The following is an 18035-nucleotide window of genomic DNA, read 5'->3' on the forward strand; positions in this document are numbered from 1 at the left end:
TGCGAGCAACGGCTCGGGGTGGCGCTGAGGCGGCAGTGCAGTGGAGACGAGGGGCTCAGTCAGGTGGCTTCGGAGTCGAAGGGGGCCGCCTCGGCGCGATTGCGGCGCACATGCTGCGCCTGGAACCGCTCGATCGGCGAAGCCGCTGCGGCAGCTCCCCCGGCGGCACCGGCAGCGCCACCTGCAGCTCTCCCCGCAGCACCGGTTCCTGCAGCGCCATTCGGGTCCTCCGTGTCGTCCTGGGCGGCGGGAGCGGCGAGCTCCTCGCGGCGCTTGGCCTCACGGATCGCCGAATCCTCTTCGACGAGGGCCTCGCGGACGATGCGACGCGGATCGTACTGGCGCGGGTCGAGCTTCTGCCAGTCGACGTCCTTGAAGTCGTCGCCGAAGTCGCGTTTGACGTTGTCCTTCGCACCCTCGGCCATGCGGCGGAGCTGGCGCACGAGGTCGCGCAGCTTCTGGGCGTATTCGGGGAGGCGTTTGGGGCCGATCACTACGAGAGCGACGATCACGAGGATGACCATCTCGGTGCCGTTGACGCCAAACATGATCTCCATTCTAACGCCGCTGAGAAGTATGCTCGTTCTCAGGTCGTGTCCCCGTTCGCAAGGAGAGAAGCCGTGGACGAGGTCGTCGTCGAACGCGTGCTGCGCATCGTCGAACTCGTGCCGTCCGGCCGCGTCGTCAGCTACGGCACCGTCGGCGTCGTCGCCTCCTGCTCGCCCCGCTACGTGGGCCGTGTGATGAAGGAGTACGGGGCGAACGTCACCTGGTGGCGCGTCGTCAACGCCGCCGGTTCCCTGCCGGCACCGCTGCTCGGACGCGCCCGGGACCACTGGCGGGCCGAAGCCACCGCTCACACCCTGGAGAAGGCGCTCACCTCGGCGTTTCTCAGCCCAGAGGATCTCGACGCGTTGTGGGCGCGCCACGGAAGAGACCCAGAGGAGCGGTTAGACTGACGGTTGAGCAGCAGCGGAAAGCGAGGGGTCGATTGTCACGTGAGCATGCCGGTGATGTGACGTTCGCCGAGCAGTACAACGGACCTGACGCGCTGCTCGACGCCGCCCGGACCCTCTCCCACGAGTACGGGATCAGCCCGGTGTCGCAGACGACCTCGGCCACCCTCACCCTGCTCGCGCGCCTCCTCGGCCCCGTCGCCGCAGTCGAGGTCGGCACAGGAACCGGAACGTCGACGCTCGCACTTCTGCGCGGCATGCCGAACGCCGGGATACTCACCTCGATCGATACGAACTCCACCGCGCAGGGTGCCGCCCGCGACCTCATCGACCTTGCCGGCATCCGTCCCGGGCGGCTGCGACTGATGAGCGGACGCGCCGAGGATGTCCTCCTCCGCCTCGCCCCGAGCGCCTATGACCTCGTCTTCCTCGACGTCGACCCCGTCGGGCTCGAGCGGATGATCGAACCGGCGCTGCGTCTCCTCGACGCTCAGGGGCTCCTCGTCATCAACCAGACGCTGCTCGCCGGCAGCGTCGCCGACCCCGTCGACCGGTCCGCGCGCACGCAGGCGGCACGGGGTCTGCTCAACCGGCTGGCCGCTCAGGAGCGCCTCGAACGCGTCCTGCTGCCGATCGGCGAGGGCCTGCTGGCCGTGCAGAAGACGTGGCGCTGACCCATTCCCGCACTCGCAGGCCAGGCTCCCCGATGGGCAGATAAGCGGCAGAGACAGAGAAGCAGCAGAGACGAATCGTCTCTGCTGCTTCTCATGCGGGCTGTGCTGCCGGTCAGATGCCCAGGGTCTCCGCGAGGGTGTCGTGCAGAGCCGTCGCTTCGTCAGCGCTGAGCTCGATCACGAGTCGGCCACCGCCCTCCACCGGAAGCCGCATGACCATGCCGCGGCCTTCCTTGGTGACTTCCAGAGGTCCGTCGCCGGTGCGGGGTTTCTGAGCTGCCATGTGGGCGCAACCTTTCGTTGTTTGAACAGAGTGAACAGATCACACGATCAGCCCACTGTGATAGTCCGATTATTCCATGAACCGCACTCGCACGGGGACACTTGCCGAAATTGTCGCAGATCACGGCGGCAGGTCGGACGGCGGAGTGAAGTGCCAGAGGTAGCCCACCCAGACGATCTGGAGCATGATGAACGCCGCGATGACGACGACGCGGTACCCGCGCGAGCGCACCGCCGCCAGGGTCAGCGCGATCGGGAAGAGCGGCAGCAGCAGGCGCAGAGTCGAGGTCTGCGGGGTGAAGAAGATGAGCAGGTAGAGCCCGTAGGCGGTGCAGAAGAGCTGCAGCGTCCGGCCCATCCGCGCACCCGCGGGCGAGAAGATGAGGGCGAGCATTCCGGCGATGACGCCGAAGAGGAGGAGCGGTCCGAACGGACCGACGAGGCCATTGGCCGCCCCCAGCCATTGGACGAAGTACGACGATGTCCCGGTGTGCCAGGCCGCCTCGGTGTCGGTGTAGGCCGTTATCGACCCCGTCGTCAGCCACGCATGGATGGGGTGGAGAAGAGCCGCGACGCACGAGAGCACGCCGAGCGTCCACGAGCGCACGACCTCCCCGAGCGGGTACGGATCGGTCCGGCGGCGGAGGAAGCGGTCGATGAGCACGAAGAGCATGAAGAACGAGAACGCCACGCCGATGGGCCGGGAGAGGTCCATGAGGATGACGACGGGGATCGCCGTGAGGTAGCGGCGTTCGACGACGAAGAGGAGGGCCAGGGCCTGGAGCAGGAGGGTGAGCGATTCGGCGTAGCCGGTGGAGAACACCGCCGCGGGCGGGAAGACCATGACGAATGCGAGTGCGGTGAGCGCCTGGCCGGGCGGGACGAACTTGCGGAAGAGCGTGAGGATGACGATCGAGGCCAGGCCCGCGGCGATCGTCGACACGAGCGGGGAGATGACCTCGTAGCTCAGTCCGGTCAGACGCGCGATCTCCCCGGTGATCGCCGGGTGGAGCGGATAGAAGGCCCACTGATTCTGGATGATGTCACCGGTCTCGGTGACCGGCAGGGTGGCGGGATACCCCTCGCTTGCGACGCGCGCGTACCATGCGGAGTCCCAGAAGTTGAGGAAGTCGCCGAGCGTCGTCGTCACCGGGCTCGACGACCAGCCGGCGACCTCCTGCCGGCGCAGCACCGCGGCGAAGATCGAGATGCTCACGATCCGGGAGGCGACGTAGACGGTCAGCGCCTGCAGCCACAGCGGGAGCTGGAGGAAGAGGACGCCGGCCCGGTGGAGGCGGGAGGAGTTGAAGAGTTCGGGGACGAGGGTGATGCCGGGGAGGTCTGCGGGTCTGCTCATCGCTTAACGGTGCGCGGCTTCCAGTTCGCTGATGCGCTCGCGCAGTCGGCCGATCGCCGCATCGACCTCGTCCATCCGGTACCCCCGCAGGGCCGGCCGGAACCTCAGCTCATCGACGTCCTCGACAGTGAAGTCGCCGGACAGCGGGGCGGCCACAGCATCGGTCTCCTCGGCGGCCTCGGAGCTGAAGAGCTCGAAGGATGCGGCAAGGACGATGACGAGAACGAAGATCGCCGCCGCGACCCCGATGACAATCCACAATGGCATGGGACCATCATTTCACATCGACCCTGAGCATCGCCGGAGGTCGGCGTGTGCGAACCCTCTCAGCGGAGGCCTGTCTCAGCGGAGGCCGCGGACCGTGTGCCGCGGCTGCGCCTCACCGGTGATCGCGAGCGTCACGGCGATCGCGTCGGCGGTCGCCGCCACGTCGTGGGCGCGGATGATCGCCGCGCCCCGTTCGACCGCCAGTGCCGTCGCCGCGATCGTCCCGTGCAGTCGGTCGGCGGGTCCGGCCGCGCCGATCGTCTCCCCGATGAAGTCCTTCCGGGAGATCGCCAGCAGCACCGGGTAGCCGGTGTCGCGGAAGCGGGTGAGCTCCCGCAGCAGGCGCAGCGAGTGATAGGTGTTCTTCCCGAAGTCCGGGGTCGGGTCGATGACGATGCGCTCCGGAGCGACCCCGGCCCGCTGGGCCGCCTCGGCGAGGGCGACGACCCCGGCGACGGCGTCGGTGACGACCTCGCCGGCATGGAGGCCGTAGCGGCTGCGATGGGCGTCGGTGCGCGGGGTCAGGCCACCGGTGTGGGAGCACACGAGGCCGACGTCGAAGGCGGCCGCCACCTCGGCGACACGGGGATCAGCACCGGCCCAGGTGTCGTTGAGGAGGCCCGCGCCGGCCGCGCAGACGGCCTCGGCCACCTCGGCGCGCCACGTGTCGACGCTGATGAGGAGGCCGGGATGGCGCTCCCGGACGGCGGTGACGGCCGGGGCGACGCGGTCGATCTCCTCGGCCACGGAGATCTCCCTCCCCCGACCGGCGCGGACTCCGCCGATGTCGACGATCCGCGCCCCCGCCTCGGCGGCGGCATCGACGGCGGCCAGCGCACCGCCTAAGGTCGCCGCGGATTCGTAGAACGAATCCGTCGTCCGGTTGACCACGGCCATGATGACGGGAGCACCGGGCCGGGCGTCGTCGAGGACGCTGCGGGCACGGACCGGTAGGGCGGAGCCGCTGGGTCGGGCCTGCGCGCGGTCCCTCACTGTTCGGGGCCCGCGCCGCCCACGGGGGCGTCGGGGATGGAGCCGCCGGGGCCGATGTGGGCGACGACCTCGTCGATGTCGTCGGTGAGGATGAAGAGGTCGAGGTCGGTGTCCGAGATCGTGCCCGAGGCCAGCAGCGTGCTCCTGATCCACTCGACGAGGCCCGACCAGTACGCGGTGCCGAAGAGGACGACGGGGAACGAGGTGACCTTGCCGGTCTGGACGAGGGTGAAGGCCTCGAAGAGCTCATCGAGGGTGCCGAAGCCGCCGGGCATGACGACGAAGCCGCGCGAGTACTTGAGGAACATCGTCTTGCGGACGAAGAAGTACCGGAAGTTCACGCCGAGTTCGACGTAGTCGTTGAGGCCGGATTCGAAGGGCAGCTCGATGCCGAGGCCGATCGAGACTCCCCCGGCCTCCATCGCACCGAGGTTGCCGGCCTCCATGATGCCCGGTCCCCCGCCGGTGATGATCGCATTGCCGTTCTCCGCGAGCCGGCGCGCGATCTCCCGGGCGTCGTTGTAGGCCTGCGTCTGCGGGCCGAGCCGGGCGGAGCCGAAGATCGAGACGGCGGGGCCGACTTCGGCGAGCGAGCCGAAGCCCTCGACGAACTCGGCCTGGATGCGCATCACCCGCCACGGATCCTCATGGACCCAGTTCGACGGTCCGCGCGATTCGAGGAGACGCTGATCAGTCGTCGTCGTCGGCACCTGGGAGCCGCGCAGGCGCAGCGGGCCCTTGCTGTAGAACTGCGGGTCCTCGCCGGGCTCAGGCTGGGGTGGGGCGTCATTCTGCGGCGAGGCGTCCATCTGCGAGGCATCGGCCTGGGACGCAGTGCCGTCGGCCTGTGGTGCGGCGTCGGCCTGCGGTGGTGCGCCGTCCTGCGCCGGTGCGCTCTCCTGCGGTCCAGAACCCTGCGGTCCGGCGTCGGATCGTGCCTGTGCCGGTGTGCCTGAGTGTGTCGACATCGGTCTCACCCCTCCTCGAGGTAGCTCACGAGCGCCCGGGTCGCGTCCTCCACTTCCCGGACCCTGACATGCTCGTCTGACTTGTGAGCATACAGAGGGTTGCCCGGGCCGAAATTCACCGCCGGCACTCCGAGCGCGCTGAAGCGCGAGACATCGGTCCATCCGAGCTTCGCGGCGGGTTCGGCGCCGAGGGCTGTGAGGAAGTCCTGCGCGATCGGCCGGTCGAGTCCGGGCCGGGCGCCTTCCGCGGCATCGGTGACGACGACGTCGAAGCCGGTGAAGAGCTCACGGAGGAAGCCCTCGGCCTCGGCCGCCGACTTCGACGGCGCGAACCGGTAGTTGACGGAGACCCGGCATTCGTCGGGGACGACATTGCCGGCGACTCCCCCGCTGATCGCCACGGCCGACAGGGATTCGCGGTAGTCGAGTCCGTCGACGGTGACTGTCTCGGACACGTGGTCGGCGAGGCGGGTGAGCACCTCGGCGGCGGCGTGGATGGCGTTGACGCCCATGAAGGCCCGCGCCGAATGCGCCCGCACACCGTGGGTCGTGACGTCGACGCGGATCGTGCCGTTGCAGCCGCCCTCGACGCTCGCGTTCGAGGGTTCGCCGAGGATCGCGAAGTCCCCGTCCAACCAGTCCGGGTGGTTCCGGGCGACACGGCCGAGGCCGTTGAGCGCGGCGTCGACCTCCTCGTGGTCGTAGAAGACCCAGCTGACGTCGCGCGTCGGGTTGCGCAGGGCTGCCGCGGTGACGAGCTGCATCGCCACGCCCGCCTTCATATCGCAGGCCCCACGGCCCCAGACGATGTCCTCTGCGGGGACGGCCGCCTCGGCGGGAGACGCCCCCGGTGCGCCCTGGCCGGGGTGCGGCTCGGCACTCTCTCCCGCGGGGCCGGCGGCGGTGCCGACGAAGCGCAGGGGCGGGAGATTGCCTTCGACGGGGACGGTGTCGAGGTGACCGGCGACGACGATGCGCTCGCTGCGCCCGAGCCGGGTGCGGGCGACGATCGTGTCGCCGTCGCGGAGGATCTCCAGGTCAGGGCCGTCCCCGGCGCTGATCGTCTGCAGCACGGCCTCGACGGCATCGGTGATCGCCGCCTCGTTGCCGGAGACGGATTCGATCGCGCACAGCCGGCCCGTGAGCTCGCCCGGATCGTCGATGGCGGCGAGCAGATACTCGCCGAGGTCACCGTCGGGAACGAAGGCGGATGTGGTCTCAGCAGGTGGATGAGCGGTCATACGGCTTAGCCTAGTACCGCGGTCACCGACTAGGCTTGCGGTCATGACACAACGCATCGTTTCCGCGCGTGGACTCGCCACGCAGCATGAGAACACCGTCCTCTCCGTCTGGTACCCGACCCTGAGCGTCGCCGACGATTTCACCGACGCCGAGGCGGCCGCCACCGCCCTCGCGTCCGAGGACGGACTCGACGCGCTGACCGGAGAGGATCCGGCCCGGGGAACGACGACGACCGTGGTGACGACGACGATCGACCTCGACGAAGCGCCCGCCTCGGCGGCCGATGTCTACCTCCGCCTCCACGCGCTCTCCCACCGCATCGTCGTGCCCAACGACGTCAACCTCGACGGCATCTTCGGTCACATCGCCAACGTCGTGTGGACCTCGGCGGGCGCCTGCTCGCCCGAGGGCTTCGAGGCCACCCGCGCGAAGCTGCTCGCCAACGGCCCCGTCGCGGTCTTCGGCCTCGACAAGTTCCCGCGGATGACGGACTTCGTCATCCCCTCCGGAGTGCGCATCGGCGACGCCGACCGGGTCCGCCTCGGCGCGCATCTGGCCCCGGGCACGACGGTCATGCATGAGGGCTTCGTCAACTTCAACGCCGGCACCCTGGGCTCGGCGATGGTCGAGGGACGCATCTCGCAGGGCGTCGTCGTCGGCGACGGGTCGGACGTCGGCGGCGGGGCCTCGATCATGGGCACGCTCTCCGGGGGCGGCACGCACCGCATCTCGATCGGCACGGGCAGCCTGCTCGGCGCGAACTCCGGTGTCGGCATCTCGATCGGCGACGACTGCATCGTCGAGGCCGGCCTCTATCTCACCGCCGGCACGCGCTTGAGTGTGCTCGGCGACGACGAGCGGGTCGTCAAGGCCTCGGAGCTCAGCGGAGCGAACAACATCCTCTTCCGCCGCAATTCCGTCACCGGTGCCGTCGAGGCGATCGCGCGTTCGGCCAAGGGCATCGAGCTCAACCCCGACCTCCACTGAGGTCCGGGGCGGTCGCTGAAAGACGGCGCCTCGATTCGCACCCACGCCGATCGGGTCGTGGGCAGCCCTCCGGAACCGAGCAATCGCCTCGGTGCCGGAGGGCTGTTTCGCTGCGCTGCCCGGCCGGGCCGGGCCGGCGGAAGGACGAACGACCGCGGATGAGGGCGGCCGCTTTGGCAGCCCCGCCCCCGGAGGTTCACACACAACCCGTGCGGGCGTAGGAGACGCGACTCCGCGGTGTGCGTGCGAAGCCACGCGGTGTGTATCGCGCGAAGCGTTGTGTATCGCACTCCGGGTTGTTCAACGGGTCGCGGGGCGCGAATTCGGCAGCCGCTCCGGCAACCCCGCCCCCCGGAGCCTCACACACAACCCGTGCACGCGTAGGACAAGCGACTCCGCGGTGTGCGTGCGAAGCCACGCGGTGTGTATCGCGCGACGCGTTGTGTATCGCACTCCGGGTTGTTCAACGGCTTGCGGGGCGCGAATTCGGCAGCCGCTCCGGCAGCCCCGCCCCCGGAGCCTCACACACACCCCGTGCACGCGTAGGTCAAGCGACTCCGCGGTGTGTGTGCGAAGCCACGCGGTGTGTATCGCGATGCAGGTTGTGTGCGGCACTCAGGGTTGTGGTCGGAGCTGCGGTGAGTTCCAGCGTGCCGGGTGGTGAGCGGCGCCGCGGGTTGCGATCGGCACCGCGATCACCCCACACGACAGCAGCCCTCCGGGCACTCAGCCACGGACGGTGGCGGAGCAACCGGAGGGCTGCTGGAGTGGAGAGAGAAACTCAGCGCTCGCTGATGTCCTCGTAGTCGCGGGAGACCGCGCCGGTGTAGACCTGACGGGGACGGCCGATGCGCGTCTCGGGATCGTTGATCATCTCGCGCCACTGGGCGATCCAGCCCGGGAGACGACCGACGGAGAAGAGCACCGTGAACATGTTCGTCGGGAAGCCGAGCGCCTTGTAGATCAGACCGGTGTAGAAGTCGACGTTCGGGTAGAGCTTGCGCTCGACGAAGTAGTCGTCGGCCAGCGCGATCTCCTCGAGCTGCATCGCGAGCTCGAGCAGCGGGTCGCCGCCGTTGCGGGCGAGCACCTCGTCGGCGGTCTTCTTGATGATCTTCGCGCGCGGGTCGTAGTTCTTGTACACCCGGTGGCCGAAGCCCATGAGGCGCACGCCCTCTTCCTTGTTCTTCACGCGCTCCATGAACTTCTTCGGACCGTCGTCGGAGGCCGCGATCGACTGGAGCATCTCGAGCACCGCCGAGTTCGCACCGCCGTGCAGGGGGCCGGCCAGGGCGTTGATGCCCGCGGAGATCGACTGGAAGATGTTCGCCTGAGCGGAGCCGACGAGGCGGACGGTCGACGTCGAGCAGTTCTGCTCGTGATCGGCGTGGAGGATGAAGAGCTGATCCATCGCCTTGACCGCCAGCGGGTCCGGCTCGTAGGGCTCGGACGGCACACCGAAGTTCACCCGGAGGAAGTTCTCCACGAGGCTGAGCGAATTGTCCGGGTGGATGACGGGCAGGCCCATGTTCTTCCGGTGCGCGAGCGCCGCGATCGTCGGCATCTTCGCGAGCAGCCGGTAGGACGAGGTGTCGACCTGCTCCTCGTCAAAAACATCGAGGTCATCTTGGTAGAAAGTCGACAAAGCCGCTACAGCGGCTGAAACCATGGGCATCGGGTGCGCATCGTAGGGGAACGCACGGAAGAACCGACGCAGATCCTCGTGGACGATCGTGTGCTTGCGCAGACGCGAATCGAAGGCATCGTACTGCTCCTGAGTGGGCAGTTCGCCGTGGATGAGGAGGTAGCAGACTTCGACGAAGTTCGACTTCTCCGCGAGCTGCTCGATCGGATAGCCCCGGTACTGCAGAACGCCGGCGTTGCCGTCGATGTAGGTGATCGCCGAGGAGGTCGATGCGGTGTTGCCGAATCCCGGGTCATAGGTGACGGCTCCGGTCTCCTTGAGCAGAGAGCCGATGCGATATCCGTTGTTGCCCTCAGTGGCCGGCACTTCTGGCAGTGCCAGGTCCGTATCGGCAATCCTGAGATTCGCTTCGGTCGGCATATGTTCTCCTCACCGTCGACCCACCCCAAGAACTTCTTGGGGCGTCTTGCACAGTTCCCTCAAAGACTACCCACTCCCTGAGGATTCGAAAAATCACTGCACCCAGTGCATACTGACCGGTAACATGTCCTACCTGGTCAGACATGTTGCGGCTGGGTGAAATCAGAGCGGCCTGAGCGACCTCATTCCGCGGCGGCGAGCAGCCTCTGCGCGGCCTCGTCGATGCGCTCGTCCGTCGCCGTCAGCGCAATCCGCACATGCGAGGCGGCGGCATCGCCGTAGAACGCGCCGGGCCCGGCGACGATCCCGAGATCGGCGAGTGCGCCGATCGATTCCCAGCAGTCGACCCCGGCCGTCGCCCACAGATAGAGGCCGGCCTCGGAGTCGTCGATGCGGAATCCGAAGCTCTCGAGCGCCGGACGCAGCCGATCGCGCCGGGCCCGGTAGCGCTCCTTCTGCTCGACGACGTGGTCGACATCGCGCAGTCCGGCGACCATCGCCGCCTGGATCGGCGCGGGCACGATCATGCCCGCGTGCTTCCGCGTCTTCGTCAGATCGCCGATGAGCTCGGCGTCGCCGGCGACGAACGCGGCACGGTAGCCGGCGAGATTCGACTGCTTCGACATCGAGTAGACGCTGAGCACCCCGGAGTGGTCACCCTCGGTCACTGACAGCACGCTCGGCGCGGGATCGTCGGAGACCCAGTTGAGGAGGCCGTAGCACTCGTCGGAGGCGACGACGACTCCGGCTGCGCGGGCACGGCGGACCACCTCGGCGAGGGTGTCCCGATCGAGGACGGCGCCGGTGGGATTGCCGGGGGTGTTGAGCCAGAGCAGGCCGATGGCCTCCAGCGAGGCACCGGCGAGGATCTCAGCGGCGTCGAGGCGGACGCAGTCGACCCCGGCGATCGTCGCCCCCATCTCGTAGGTGGGGTACGCCGCATGCGGGCACGCGACGCTCAGACTCAGCTGCCGCAGGCCGAGCAGGGTCGGCAGCCACGCGACGAACTCCTTCGACCCGATGGTCGGGAGCACCTCGGTGGCGGGGTCGACGGTAACGCCGTGCCAGGTGTCGTACCAGCCGGCGATCGCGGCGCGCAGCTCATCGGTGCCCGTCGTCGTCGGGTAGCCGTGGGCATCACCGGCCGCGGCCAGCGCGTCCTCGATGACCTGCGGCGTCGGGTCGACAGGGGTGCCGATCGAGAGGTCGCAGACCCCGCCGGGATGCTCGGCGGCCCGAGCCCGGTACGCGGTGAGCTTGTCCCACGGATAGTCGGGCAGATCGAGCCCGAAGCGGCGGTCCACCTCAGCCGTTCTGCGGCGGCAGGACGGAGATGATCGCGTGGTCCTTGCCGGTGTTGCCGAGCTTCGCGGCACCGCCGGGCGAACCGATGTCGTCGAAGAACTCGACGTTGGCCTTGTAGTACTCCGACCATTCCTCGGGGACGTCGTCCTCGTAGTAGATCGCTTCGACGGGGCACACGGGCTCACACGCGCCGCAGTCGACGCACTCGTCGGGGTGGATGTAGAGGGAGCGCTCCCCCTCGTAGATGCAGTCGACCGGACATTCGTCGATGCAGGCCTTGTCCTTCACGTCAACGCAGGGCTGGGCGATGATGTACGTCACGGATTCGCGCTCCTCGGGAAACTGAAGTCGTTCTCTCCAGTCCACCATACGCCCTGAGCACGTGCCCAGTCTCCCAGGGAGGTCCCCGCACCCCCGTGGTCTCGGTCACGCCTGCGCCCGGCCCGCCGCCGTCTGCTCTAGGGTGGACTGAGGAATCACAGGATGAGGGAAGGGACTCCGTGGACGATCTGCAGCCCGGGAAGAGAGTCGTCGTGCGCTACTCGCTCGACCCCGGAGACAGCCATGCGACCTCCGACGCGCTCGGCGTCGTCACCGCTGCCGATGAGACCCGCGTCGAGATCGACACGAAGCGCGGTCCCGTGCGCATCCTCCGCGACCAGATCCTCCTCGTCCACGAGGTCCCCCCGGCCCCGACCCGCTCCGGCCGCATACACGAGATCGTCTCCGCCGTCGACCTGCGCCGGATCTCGGCGGCGGCCTGGCTGCCCGCCGACGTCTCGTGGCTCAACGCGGAGAACCTCCGCAACGAATCCCGCAGCGACGACGGCGATGACGTCGGCCTCCTCCAGAAGGGCTGGCTGCTGCGCAGCTCGGAGTCGGTGACCCGGCGGGCCAACAGCGCCCTGCCCGTCTCGGAGACGGGGCTGAGCTGGGAGGACGGCCTCGACGCCGTCGAAGCATGGTATGCCGCCAGGAACCGTCCGCCGGTCGTCCAGATCTACTCGTCCGATGACTCCGCCGGCCTCGACCCCGTGTGCGCGGGCCTCGGCCCGCTGCTCTCGGACCGCGGGTACACCGCCTCGGAGACCGTGCATCTGCTCACCGGATCCACCGCCGAGGCGGCCGGTGGTGCCGCCGGACCCGCCGAGGCGGCTGCTCCCGGCCTCGTCATCGACGTCACGGAGACCCCGAGTCCGCTGCACTATGCGGCATGGACGAGTGAGCGCGATCCCGGCTCCGCCGAGGCCCTCCGGGCTCTCATCGAAGCCGACGACCCGTGCCAGTTCGTCACCGCATGGGCTCAGCACCCCGACGGTTCGCAGACGATGGTCGCGACCTGCCGGGTCGTCGAGCGCAGCAAGTGGGGCGTCATCACCAACCTCGTCACGCGCCCCGACCTGCGTCGCCGCGGCGCCGGGCGCGCGGTCGTCCGGGCGGCCGCCGCGCTGCTCTCCCAGCGCGGAGTGCGGTCGTACCTCGTCGATGTCGAAGCGGGCAACACGGCCTCGCTCGAGCTCTTCGGCTCCCTCGGGGCGAGCATCCGCCACCGGTACTGGTTCGCCAGCCGCGGCTGAGCGGGCCCGACACAAACGTACCCGGCCCGGAAGGCCCAAATCGCGCCGACCTCAGTCGACCTGGCGCGGCTGAGCCGGCCCGGCACAAGCGGATCCGGCTTCAGCCGACCCGCAGAGTCACCCGCCTACTTGCACTCGACCTTGTTGACGGGGCGGTAGGTCGTGACGAAGGAGTCCTTCGTCGTCTTGCCCGTGGCAATCTCCTTCATCGTGCGGGTGATCTTGATCGACCAGCCCTCACGCGGAGACTGCGGCTTGCACGAGGATCCCGACTCCGTCACCGTCGCCGGAGAGGTGAAGGCGTAGCGGCCGGAGGAATCGGAGGAGACATCGAGGGTCTTGACGCCGAAGACCTTCGCATTCACCTTGCCGTCGGCCAGGTACATGTCGAGGACGACGGGCGTCTTCGACGTGTTCGTGAACTTGAGATCGATCGACGAGAAGTCGAGCGTCGTCTCCCGCCCCTCGGGGTAGCGCGAGATGTAGCGCGAATGCGCCTGGTGCTCGTCGAGGGAGAAGCCGGCGAAGAACGCGGCGTTGAACAGCGTCGTCGACACCTGTGAGACTCCCCCGCCGAAGTCCTCCTTCATCTGCCCTTCCGAGATCACTCCGGCGGGCTTGTAGCCGTTGGCCGCAGTGCGCTGACCGAGGGTGTCGTTGAGGGAGAACTGCTCACCGGGCTGGAGCACGGTGCCCGAGACCTCCTTCGAGGCCACGCGGAGGTTGTTGTCGCGGTTCGGGTCGGAGTCGTAGGGGGTGCTGAACTCGGAGACGACCTGGGAGACGTCGGCCTTCTCCGCGTCCTCGGTCGTGAACTCGGGGTCGACGGAGGCCAGGGTCACCTCGGCGGCCGCACTGTCCCCGTTGATCGCGTCGGTGACGGCCTTCGAGAGGTCGTCGGCCTTGATGCCGATGCCGGTCTCGGATGCGACGACCTTCGGTTTGCCGTCGACGATCTCATACGTCGCGTCCTTGGCGGGGCGGCCGATCTCCGTGTTCTCGTCGAGCGCCTGCTTCTGCAGCTCCTTCGCGTCGAACTCCGGCACGAGGGCGGAGTCCTTCGGGGTGAAGCTCAGGGTGTCCGCGATCGTCTCGGGGGCGATCGTGAGGTCCCCGCCCTTGACGTCGGAGTCCGCGTCCTTGCCGGGCACGGCCTTGACCGTGACGTCGCCGGCGACGGCGTCGGTGGCGAATCCCTGGGCGACCTCCTCGGCCTCCGCGGTCGTGATGTCGGGGTCCTCGTTCGTCGCCTCGACCGCCAGCGGCCCGTCCTGCTGCAGCCACTCCGAGGTGATCGCCGTGCGGATCGCGTCAGGTTCGACGGTCTGTCCGACGACGCCGTCCTTGACCGTCGGCGTCGTCTTGTCGTAGGTGACCTCGGCGTTGGCGGGGTCGACCTTGAGGGCCTGGGCGGCGTCTTCCGCGGCGGGGGTGAACGCCTGCTCGTCGACGGTGACGACGGGTGAGACCTCGTCGTCGCCGAAGAGCCGGTCCCAGAGGATCGTGGGGTTGAGCGTGAATCCGGTGACCCGGGCGACCGTCCCGTCGACATCGACGCCGATGCCGGCGTCCCCGGGTTTGAGCGTCGCCGTCGACTCGCCGGCGGTGAGCTCGATGTCCTGCGTCATCGGGTCGGCGAGGGCGTCCTCGAGGGTCGTGCTCGCATCGCTTGCGCTCTTGCCGCCGATGTCGACCCCGGCCACGGTGGTGCCGGGGGCGACGATGCGGCCGCTGAAGAGCCCGAGGAGGAGGTAGACCACGGCGAGGCCGAGCACGACGAACAGGGCGATGAGCCAGGGGCGGCGGCTGCGTCGCTTATCGGTTTCGGCACCGGATTCGGGGGTGCCGCCGGAGAGGGTGGGAGTGGACATCAGTCTTCCAACTTCAGCGTGTGCGTCCCGCGCGGCGCTTCTCCCGTCCCATCACAGGGGTGAAGGCGAAGACCGCGGCGACGATCATGGGGCCGAGCAGCCAGACAACTGACCGCAGGGTGCCTGTGACGATGGTGTCGGCACCCGGCAGCCACTGCGGCTGACCGAGGATATACGAGAGGAGAGCGATGACGATCGCAGCGACGAGCATGGGCCCGGTGCTGCGATACATCGTTTTGAGGTGCCAGAGTCCGGCGACCGCCATGAGCAGCGCCAGGGCCAGTCCCCAGGGAAGGATGACCGGTTGCTCGCCGAGGCGGACGACCGAGACATTGAGGTGCTGGAGTCCGCCGAGGAAGCCGATGAGCAGCCCGAGCAGCCCCGCGTGGATGAACGCGAGGACACCGGGCTTCTTCGGTTCCCGACGGCGCCGGCGACCGGCGAGGGCGTTCTCGTCCTCGATGGCTTCGAGGTCGAGCCCGGCAAGCACATGCAGAGCGGGTCCCGCCTGCACGGTCTCGGCGGGGATCGGCGTGCCCGCACCGATCGAGTAGTACTCGTGGTCGGGCAGCTTCGTGCCCACTCCGTTGGACAGCGCATAGAAGTCTCCGCCGACGCTGACCTGCGTGCGGTGGGCCGACAGCGCCGCCTGCTGCGCCGGCCGGGAGCCCGTGACGTCCTGGGCCACGGCGATCGGCCCGCTCGGGGCCTTCGTCGGGATCGTCTGCGCGGGCGCGAACCCGGACTCGGCGAATCCGGGCTGAGCGGGGTCGAAGGCGGCACGGGCCACCTCGGCGGGCACCTCGACGAAGAGGAGGCGACCCGTCGTCCACGTCGCCGCCTCGACGGCAGCCACGGTCGCGTCGTGGACGCGGACGTGGTCCGGGTGGCCGTAGCCGCCGTTGGCCGCATACGTGATGACGGCATGCGGGCGGACCTCGTCGATGACGGCCGCGATGTAGCCGGCGACGTCATCGACCGCTGCCGCGCAGAGCGCCCCCGCGGGCATCGTCGGGGCGGGAACGGCGTGGCCGTCGCTCCCCCAGGCCATCCCCGAATCCTCGAAGCGACGCTCGGGCAGGGTCGCCGCACCGCCTCGGCGAGTGCCGAGGAACCGGTGATCGGTGACGCCGAGCGCGCGCATGGCCGCCGCGATCTCCGTCTCCCGCACCTCGGCGAGGCCGGCTCGATCGCCTTCGAGTCCGCGGAGTTCGGGCGGGATGACCTCCCCGCCCTCTCCCCGGGTTGCGGTCAGCACTGTCACCTGGTCGCCCTCGGCGACCAGTTCGGCGATCGTGCCCCCTGTCGCGATCGTCTCATCATCGGGATGAGCGTGCACGAAGAGGATGCGCGGGGTGACACTCATGCGTTCTGGCGGCGCAGCTTCGCGTAGTTCTTCGCGCGTTCCTTCTGGTCGAGTTCGACCTTGCGGATGCGCACGGCGCTCGGAGTGACCTCGACGCATTCGTCCTCGCGGGCGAATTCGAGGCTCTCCTCGAGGGTGAGCTTGCGCGGCGGGACGAGGTTCTCGAAGGAGTCCGCGGAGGCCGAGCGCATGTTCGTCAGCTTCTTCTCCTTCGTGATATTGACGTCCATGTCATCGGCGCGCGAGTTCTCACCGACGATCTGGCCCTCGTAGACCTCGGAGGTCGGCTGCACGAAGAACGAGCCGCGCTCCTGGAGGTTGATCATCGCGTACGGGGTGACGGCGCCGGCGCGGTCGGCCACGAGCGAGCCGTTCGTGCGGAACTCGATGTGCCCGGCCCACGGACCGTATCCGGCGGAGATCGAGTTCGCGATGCCGGTGCCGCGGGTCTCGGTGAGGAACCGCGTGCGGAAGCCGATGAGGCCGCGGGCGGGGACGGTGAACTCCATGCGCACCCAGCCGGTGCCGTGGTTCGTCATCGTCGACATGACGCCCTTGCGGCTGGCCATGAGCTGGGTGACGGCGCCGAGGTAGTCCTCCGGAACGTCGATCGTGAGGTCCTCGAAGGGTTCGTGGACCTTGCCGTCGACGGTCTTCGTCACGACCTGGGGCTTGCCGACGGTGAGCTCGAAGCCCTCACGGCGCATCTGCTCGACGAGGATGGCCAGCGCGAGTTCGCCGCGGCCCTGGACCTCCCACGCGTCGGGACGCTCGGTGGGCAGCACCTTGAGGCTGACGTTGCCGACGAGCTCGGCGTCGAGGCGGTCCTTGACCATGCGGGCGGTGACCTTCGTGCCCTTCTCGCGACCGGCCAGCGGCGAGGTGTTGATGCCGATGGTCATCGAGATCGCGGGATCGTCGATGACGATCGCCGGCATCGGCTTCGGGTTGTCGATGTCGGTGAGCGTGTCGCCGATCATGATGTCGGGGATGCCGGCGACGGCGACGATGTCACCGGCGGAGGCCTCGGTGGCGGGAACCCGGTCGAGACCCTGGGTCTCGAGGAGTTCGGTGATCTTCACCGAGCTGATCGCGTCGCCGCGGGCCCAGGCGACCTGCTGGCCCTTCTTCAGCGTGCCGCCGAAGATGCGCAGCAGGGCGAGACGGCCGAGGAACGGCGAGGCGTCGAGGTTCGTCACGTGCGCCTGGAGGATGCCGTCGGCGTTGATCTCCGGGGCCGGGATCGTCTCGATGATCGTCTTGAACAGCGGCTCGAGGTCCGGGTTGTCCGGGGCCTCGCCGTCGGCGGGCTGGTCGAGCGAGGCGGCGCCGACCTTCGCGGCGGCGAAGACGACGGGCACGTCGAGGACGGAGTCGACGTCGAGGTCGGGGACCTCGTCGGCGAGGTCGGAGGCGAGTCCGAGGAGGAGATCCTGGGAGTCCTCGACGACGCCGTCGATGCGGGCATCGGCGCGGTCGGTCTTGTTGATGACGAGGATGACCGGCAGCTTCGCGGCCAGGGCCTTGCGGAGGACGAAGCGCGTCTGCGGCAGCGGTCCCTCGGAGGCGTCGACGAGGAGGACGACGCCGTCGACCATCGACAGGCCGCGTTCGACCTCACCGCCGAAGTCGGCGTGGCCCGGGGTGTCGATGACGTTGATGACGATCGGCTCGTCGCCGGCCGAGGGGCCGTTGTAGAGCACCGAGGTGTTCTTCGCGAGGATCGTGATCCCCTTCTCCCGCTCGAGGTCGCCGGAGTCCATCACGCGTTCGGCGAAGTCACCGTGCTCGTTGAACACACCGGTCTGCCGGAGCATGGCGTCGACCAGAGTGGTCTTGCCGTGGTCGACGTGGGCGACGATTGCCACGTTGCGGCGGTTTTCCCGGCGCATGGGAGCTTCAGTCATCAATAGCCTTTTGAAGGTAGGGAGAATGGTCCGGTACGGACCCGACACTCAATTATACGCACCACCGCCCTTCCCCATTCACAGGCGGATGACATCAACTCGGCAGGGCGCGTGCCAGCGACTAAAAGATCGCCTGGGACTATCGCCGGAGAAGCCAGCGAGGCGGATCCGCCTCGACATCGCGTTCGACATCGCGTCGGATCCGCCTCACCGGCACC

Annotated in this window: 17 protein-coding genes; 4 read left to right on the forward strand and 13 right to left on the reverse strand. The window is 68.6% G+C overall.

Translation table 11 applies throughout. The features are described 5' to 3' along the window. Positions 1–59: 59 nt before the first annotated feature. A complete protein-coding gene (locus ABD154_RS02300; protein ID WP_344249816.1) occupies positions 60–548 on the reverse strand; it encodes a twin-arginine translocase TatA/TatE family subunit in 489 nt (162 codons plus the stop codon). 72 nt (positions 549–620) lie between these two features. On the opposite strand from ABD154_RS02300, the gene ABD154_RS02305 reads away from it, so the two are divergent. After that, the gene (locus ABD154_RS02305; protein ID WP_344249818.1) at positions 621–959 is read left to right on the forward strand and encodes an MGMT family protein; all 339 of its coding nucleotides are present in this window, start codon (positions 621–623) and stop codon (positions 957–959) included. A 32-nt stretch (positions 960–991) separates the two neighbouring features. Beyond that, complete coding sequence (locus tag ABD154_RS02310; protein WP_211977799.1) at positions 992–1630, forward strand: O-methyltransferase; 639 nt, start codon at positions 992–994, stop codon at positions 1628–1630. A 112-nt stretch (positions 1631–1742) separates the two neighbouring features. On the opposite strand, the gene ABD154_RS02315 is transcribed toward ABD154_RS02310, so the two are convergent. The 6 genes from ABD154_RS02315 to dapE all read right to left on the reverse strand — a co-directional run bounded on the left by ABD154_RS02315 (position 1743) and on the right by dapE (position 6738). Further along, positions 1743–1913, reverse strand: a complete 171-nt coding sequence (locus ABD154_RS02315; protein ID WP_009375197.1) for a DUF3117 domain-containing protein — start codon at positions 1911–1913, stop codon at positions 1743–1745. A 120-nt stretch (positions 1914–2033) separates the two neighbouring features. Next, positions 2034–3269 carry a hypothetical protein gene (locus tag ABD154_RS02320; RefSeq protein ID WP_344249830.1) on the reverse strand — a complete coding sequence of 412 codons (1236 nt, stop codon included), beginning with the start codon at positions 3267–3269 and terminating at the stop codon, positions 2034–2036. A 3-nt stretch (positions 3270–3272) separates the two neighbouring features. Then, a complete protein-coding gene (locus ABD154_RS02325) occupies positions 3273–3536 on the reverse strand; it encodes a DivIVA domain-containing protein (protein ID WP_198498549.1) in 264 nt (87 codons plus the stop codon). 75 nt (positions 3537–3611) lie between these two features. Continuing rightward, a complete protein-coding gene (gene folP, locus ABD154_RS02330; RefSeq protein WP_232623564.1) occupies positions 3612–4529 on the reverse strand; it encodes a dihydropteroate synthase in 918 nt (305 codons plus the stop codon). After that, entirely contained in the window at positions 4526–5338 is an 813-nt protein-coding gene (locus tag ABD154_RS02335; protein ID WP_198500945.1) for an LOG family protein, read from the reverse strand. Before ABD154_RS02335 ends, folP begins: the two co-directional genes overlap by 4 nt. A 164-nt stretch (positions 5339–5502) precedes the next feature. Next, positions 5503–6738, reverse strand: a complete 1236-nt coding sequence (gene dapE / locus ABD154_RS02340) for a succinyl-diaminopimelate desuccinylase (protein WP_198498548.1) — start codon at positions 6736–6738, stop codon at positions 5503–5505. A 43-nt stretch (positions 6739–6781) separates the two neighbouring features. Between dapE and dapD the strand changes: the two genes are divergently transcribed. Beyond that, the gene (gene dapD / locus ABD154_RS02345) at positions 6782–7726 is read left to right on the forward strand and encodes a 2,3,4,5-tetrahydropyridine-2,6-dicarboxylate N-succinyltransferase (protein WP_198498547.1); all 945 of its coding nucleotides are present in this window, start codon (positions 6782–6784) and stop codon (positions 7724–7726) included. 781 nt (positions 7727–8507) lie between these two features. Here the strand turns inward: dapD and ABD154_RS02350 are convergent. The 3 genes from ABD154_RS02350 to fdxA form a co-directional block, all read right to left on the reverse strand. Beyond that, positions 8508–9791 (reverse strand): citrate synthase, encoded by a 1284-nt coding sequence (locus tag ABD154_RS02350; RefSeq protein ID WP_137825579.1) that lies wholly within the window; start codon positions 9789–9791, stop codon positions 8508–8510. Between the two features lie 182 nt (positions 9792–9973). Then, complete coding sequence (gene dapC, locus ABD154_RS02355) at positions 9974–11095, reverse strand: succinyldiaminopimelate transaminase (RefSeq protein WP_198498546.1); 1122 nt, start codon at positions 11093–11095, stop codon at positions 9974–9976. Position 11096: 1 nt separating this feature from the next. Then, positions 11097–11417: a ferredoxin gene (fdxA, locus tag ABD154_RS02360; RefSeq protein ID WP_009375174.1), complete on the reverse strand. Its 321-nt coding sequence runs from the start codon at positions 11415–11417 to the stop codon at positions 11097–11099. Between the two features lie 179 nt (positions 11418–11596). Here fdxA and ABD154_RS02365 point away from each other — a divergent pair, with 179 nt between their 5' ends. Continuing rightward, positions 11597–12673, forward strand: coding sequence for a GNAT family N-acetyltransferase (locus tag ABD154_RS02365; RefSeq protein WP_198498545.1), 1077 nt, complete (start codon positions 11597–11599; stop codon positions 12671–12673). 125 nt (positions 12674–12798) lie between these two features. On the opposite strand, the gene ABD154_RS02370 is transcribed toward ABD154_RS02365, so the two are convergent. The 3 genes from ABD154_RS02370 to typA are packed head-to-tail and all read right to left on the reverse strand — an operon-like array spanning position 12799 to position 17817. After that, a complete protein-coding gene (locus ABD154_RS02370) occupies positions 12799–14544 on the reverse strand; it encodes a VanW family protein (protein WP_198498544.1) in 1746 nt (581 codons plus the stop codon). Between the two features lie 13 nt (positions 14545–14557). Then, a complete protein-coding gene (locus tag ABD154_RS02375) occupies positions 14558–15910 on the reverse strand; it encodes a PIG-L family deacetylase (protein ID WP_198498543.1) in 1353 nt (450 codons plus the stop codon). Continuing rightward, positions 15907–17817, reverse strand: a complete 1911-nt coding sequence (gene typA, locus ABD154_RS02380) for a translational GTPase TypA (protein ID WP_198498542.1) — start codon at positions 17815–17817, stop codon at positions 15907–15909. Before typA ends, ABD154_RS02375 begins: the two co-directional genes overlap by 4 nt. Positions 17818–18035 lie beyond the last annotated feature (218 nt).

Source organism: Brevibacterium sanguinis, assembly GCF_039528855.1.
GTDB classification, from domain to species: domain Bacteria; phylum Actinomycetota; class Actinomycetes; order Actinomycetales; family Brevibacteriaceae; genus Brevibacterium; species Brevibacterium sanguinis.

Excerpts from the sequence above, each read along its gene's own strand:
- ABD154_RS02300 (WP_344249816.1), bottom strand. The coding sequence starts at position 548 with ATGTTTGGCGTCAACGGCACCGAGATGGTCATCCTCGTGATCGTCGCT.
- ABD154_RS02315 (WP_009375197.1), bottom strand. The coding sequence starts at position 1,913 with ATGGCAGCTCAGAAACCCCGCACCGGCGACGGACCTCTGGAAGTCACC.
- ABD154_RS02320 (WP_344249830.1), bottom strand. The coding sequence starts at position 3,269 with ATGAGCAGACCCGCAGACCTCCCCGGCATCACCCTCGTCCCCGAACTC.
- ABD154_RS02325 (WP_198498549.1), bottom strand. The coding sequence starts at position 3,536 with ATGCCATTGTGGATTGTCATCGGGGTCGCGGCGGCGATCTTCGTTCTC.
- ABD154_RS02335 (WP_198500945.1), bottom strand. The coding sequence starts at position 5,338 with ATGGACGCCTCGCCGCAGAATGACGCCCCACCCCAGCCTGAGCCCGGC.
- dapE (WP_198498548.1), bottom strand. The coding sequence starts at position 6,738 with ATGACCGCTCATCCACCTGCTGAGACCACATCCGCCTTCGTTCCCGAC.
- dapD (WP_198498547.1), top strand. The coding sequence starts at position 6,782 with ATGACACAACGCATCGTTTCCGCGCGTGGACTCGCCACGCAGCATGAG.
- ABD154_RS02350 (WP_137825579.1), bottom strand. The coding sequence starts at position 9,791 with ATGCCGACCGAAGCGAATCTCAGGATTGCCGATACGGACCTGGCACTG.
- ABD154_RS02370 (WP_198498544.1), bottom strand. The coding sequence starts at position 14,544 with ATGTCCACTCCCACCCTCTCCGGCGGCACCCCCGAATCCGGTGCCGAA.
- ABD154_RS02375 (WP_198498543.1), bottom strand. The coding sequence starts at position 15,910 with ATGAGTGTCACCCCGCGCATCCTCTTCGTGCACGCTCATCCCGATGAT.
- typA (WP_198498542.1), bottom strand. The coding sequence starts at position 17,817 with ATGACTGAAGCTCCCATGCGCCGGGAAAACCGCCGCAACGTGGCAATC.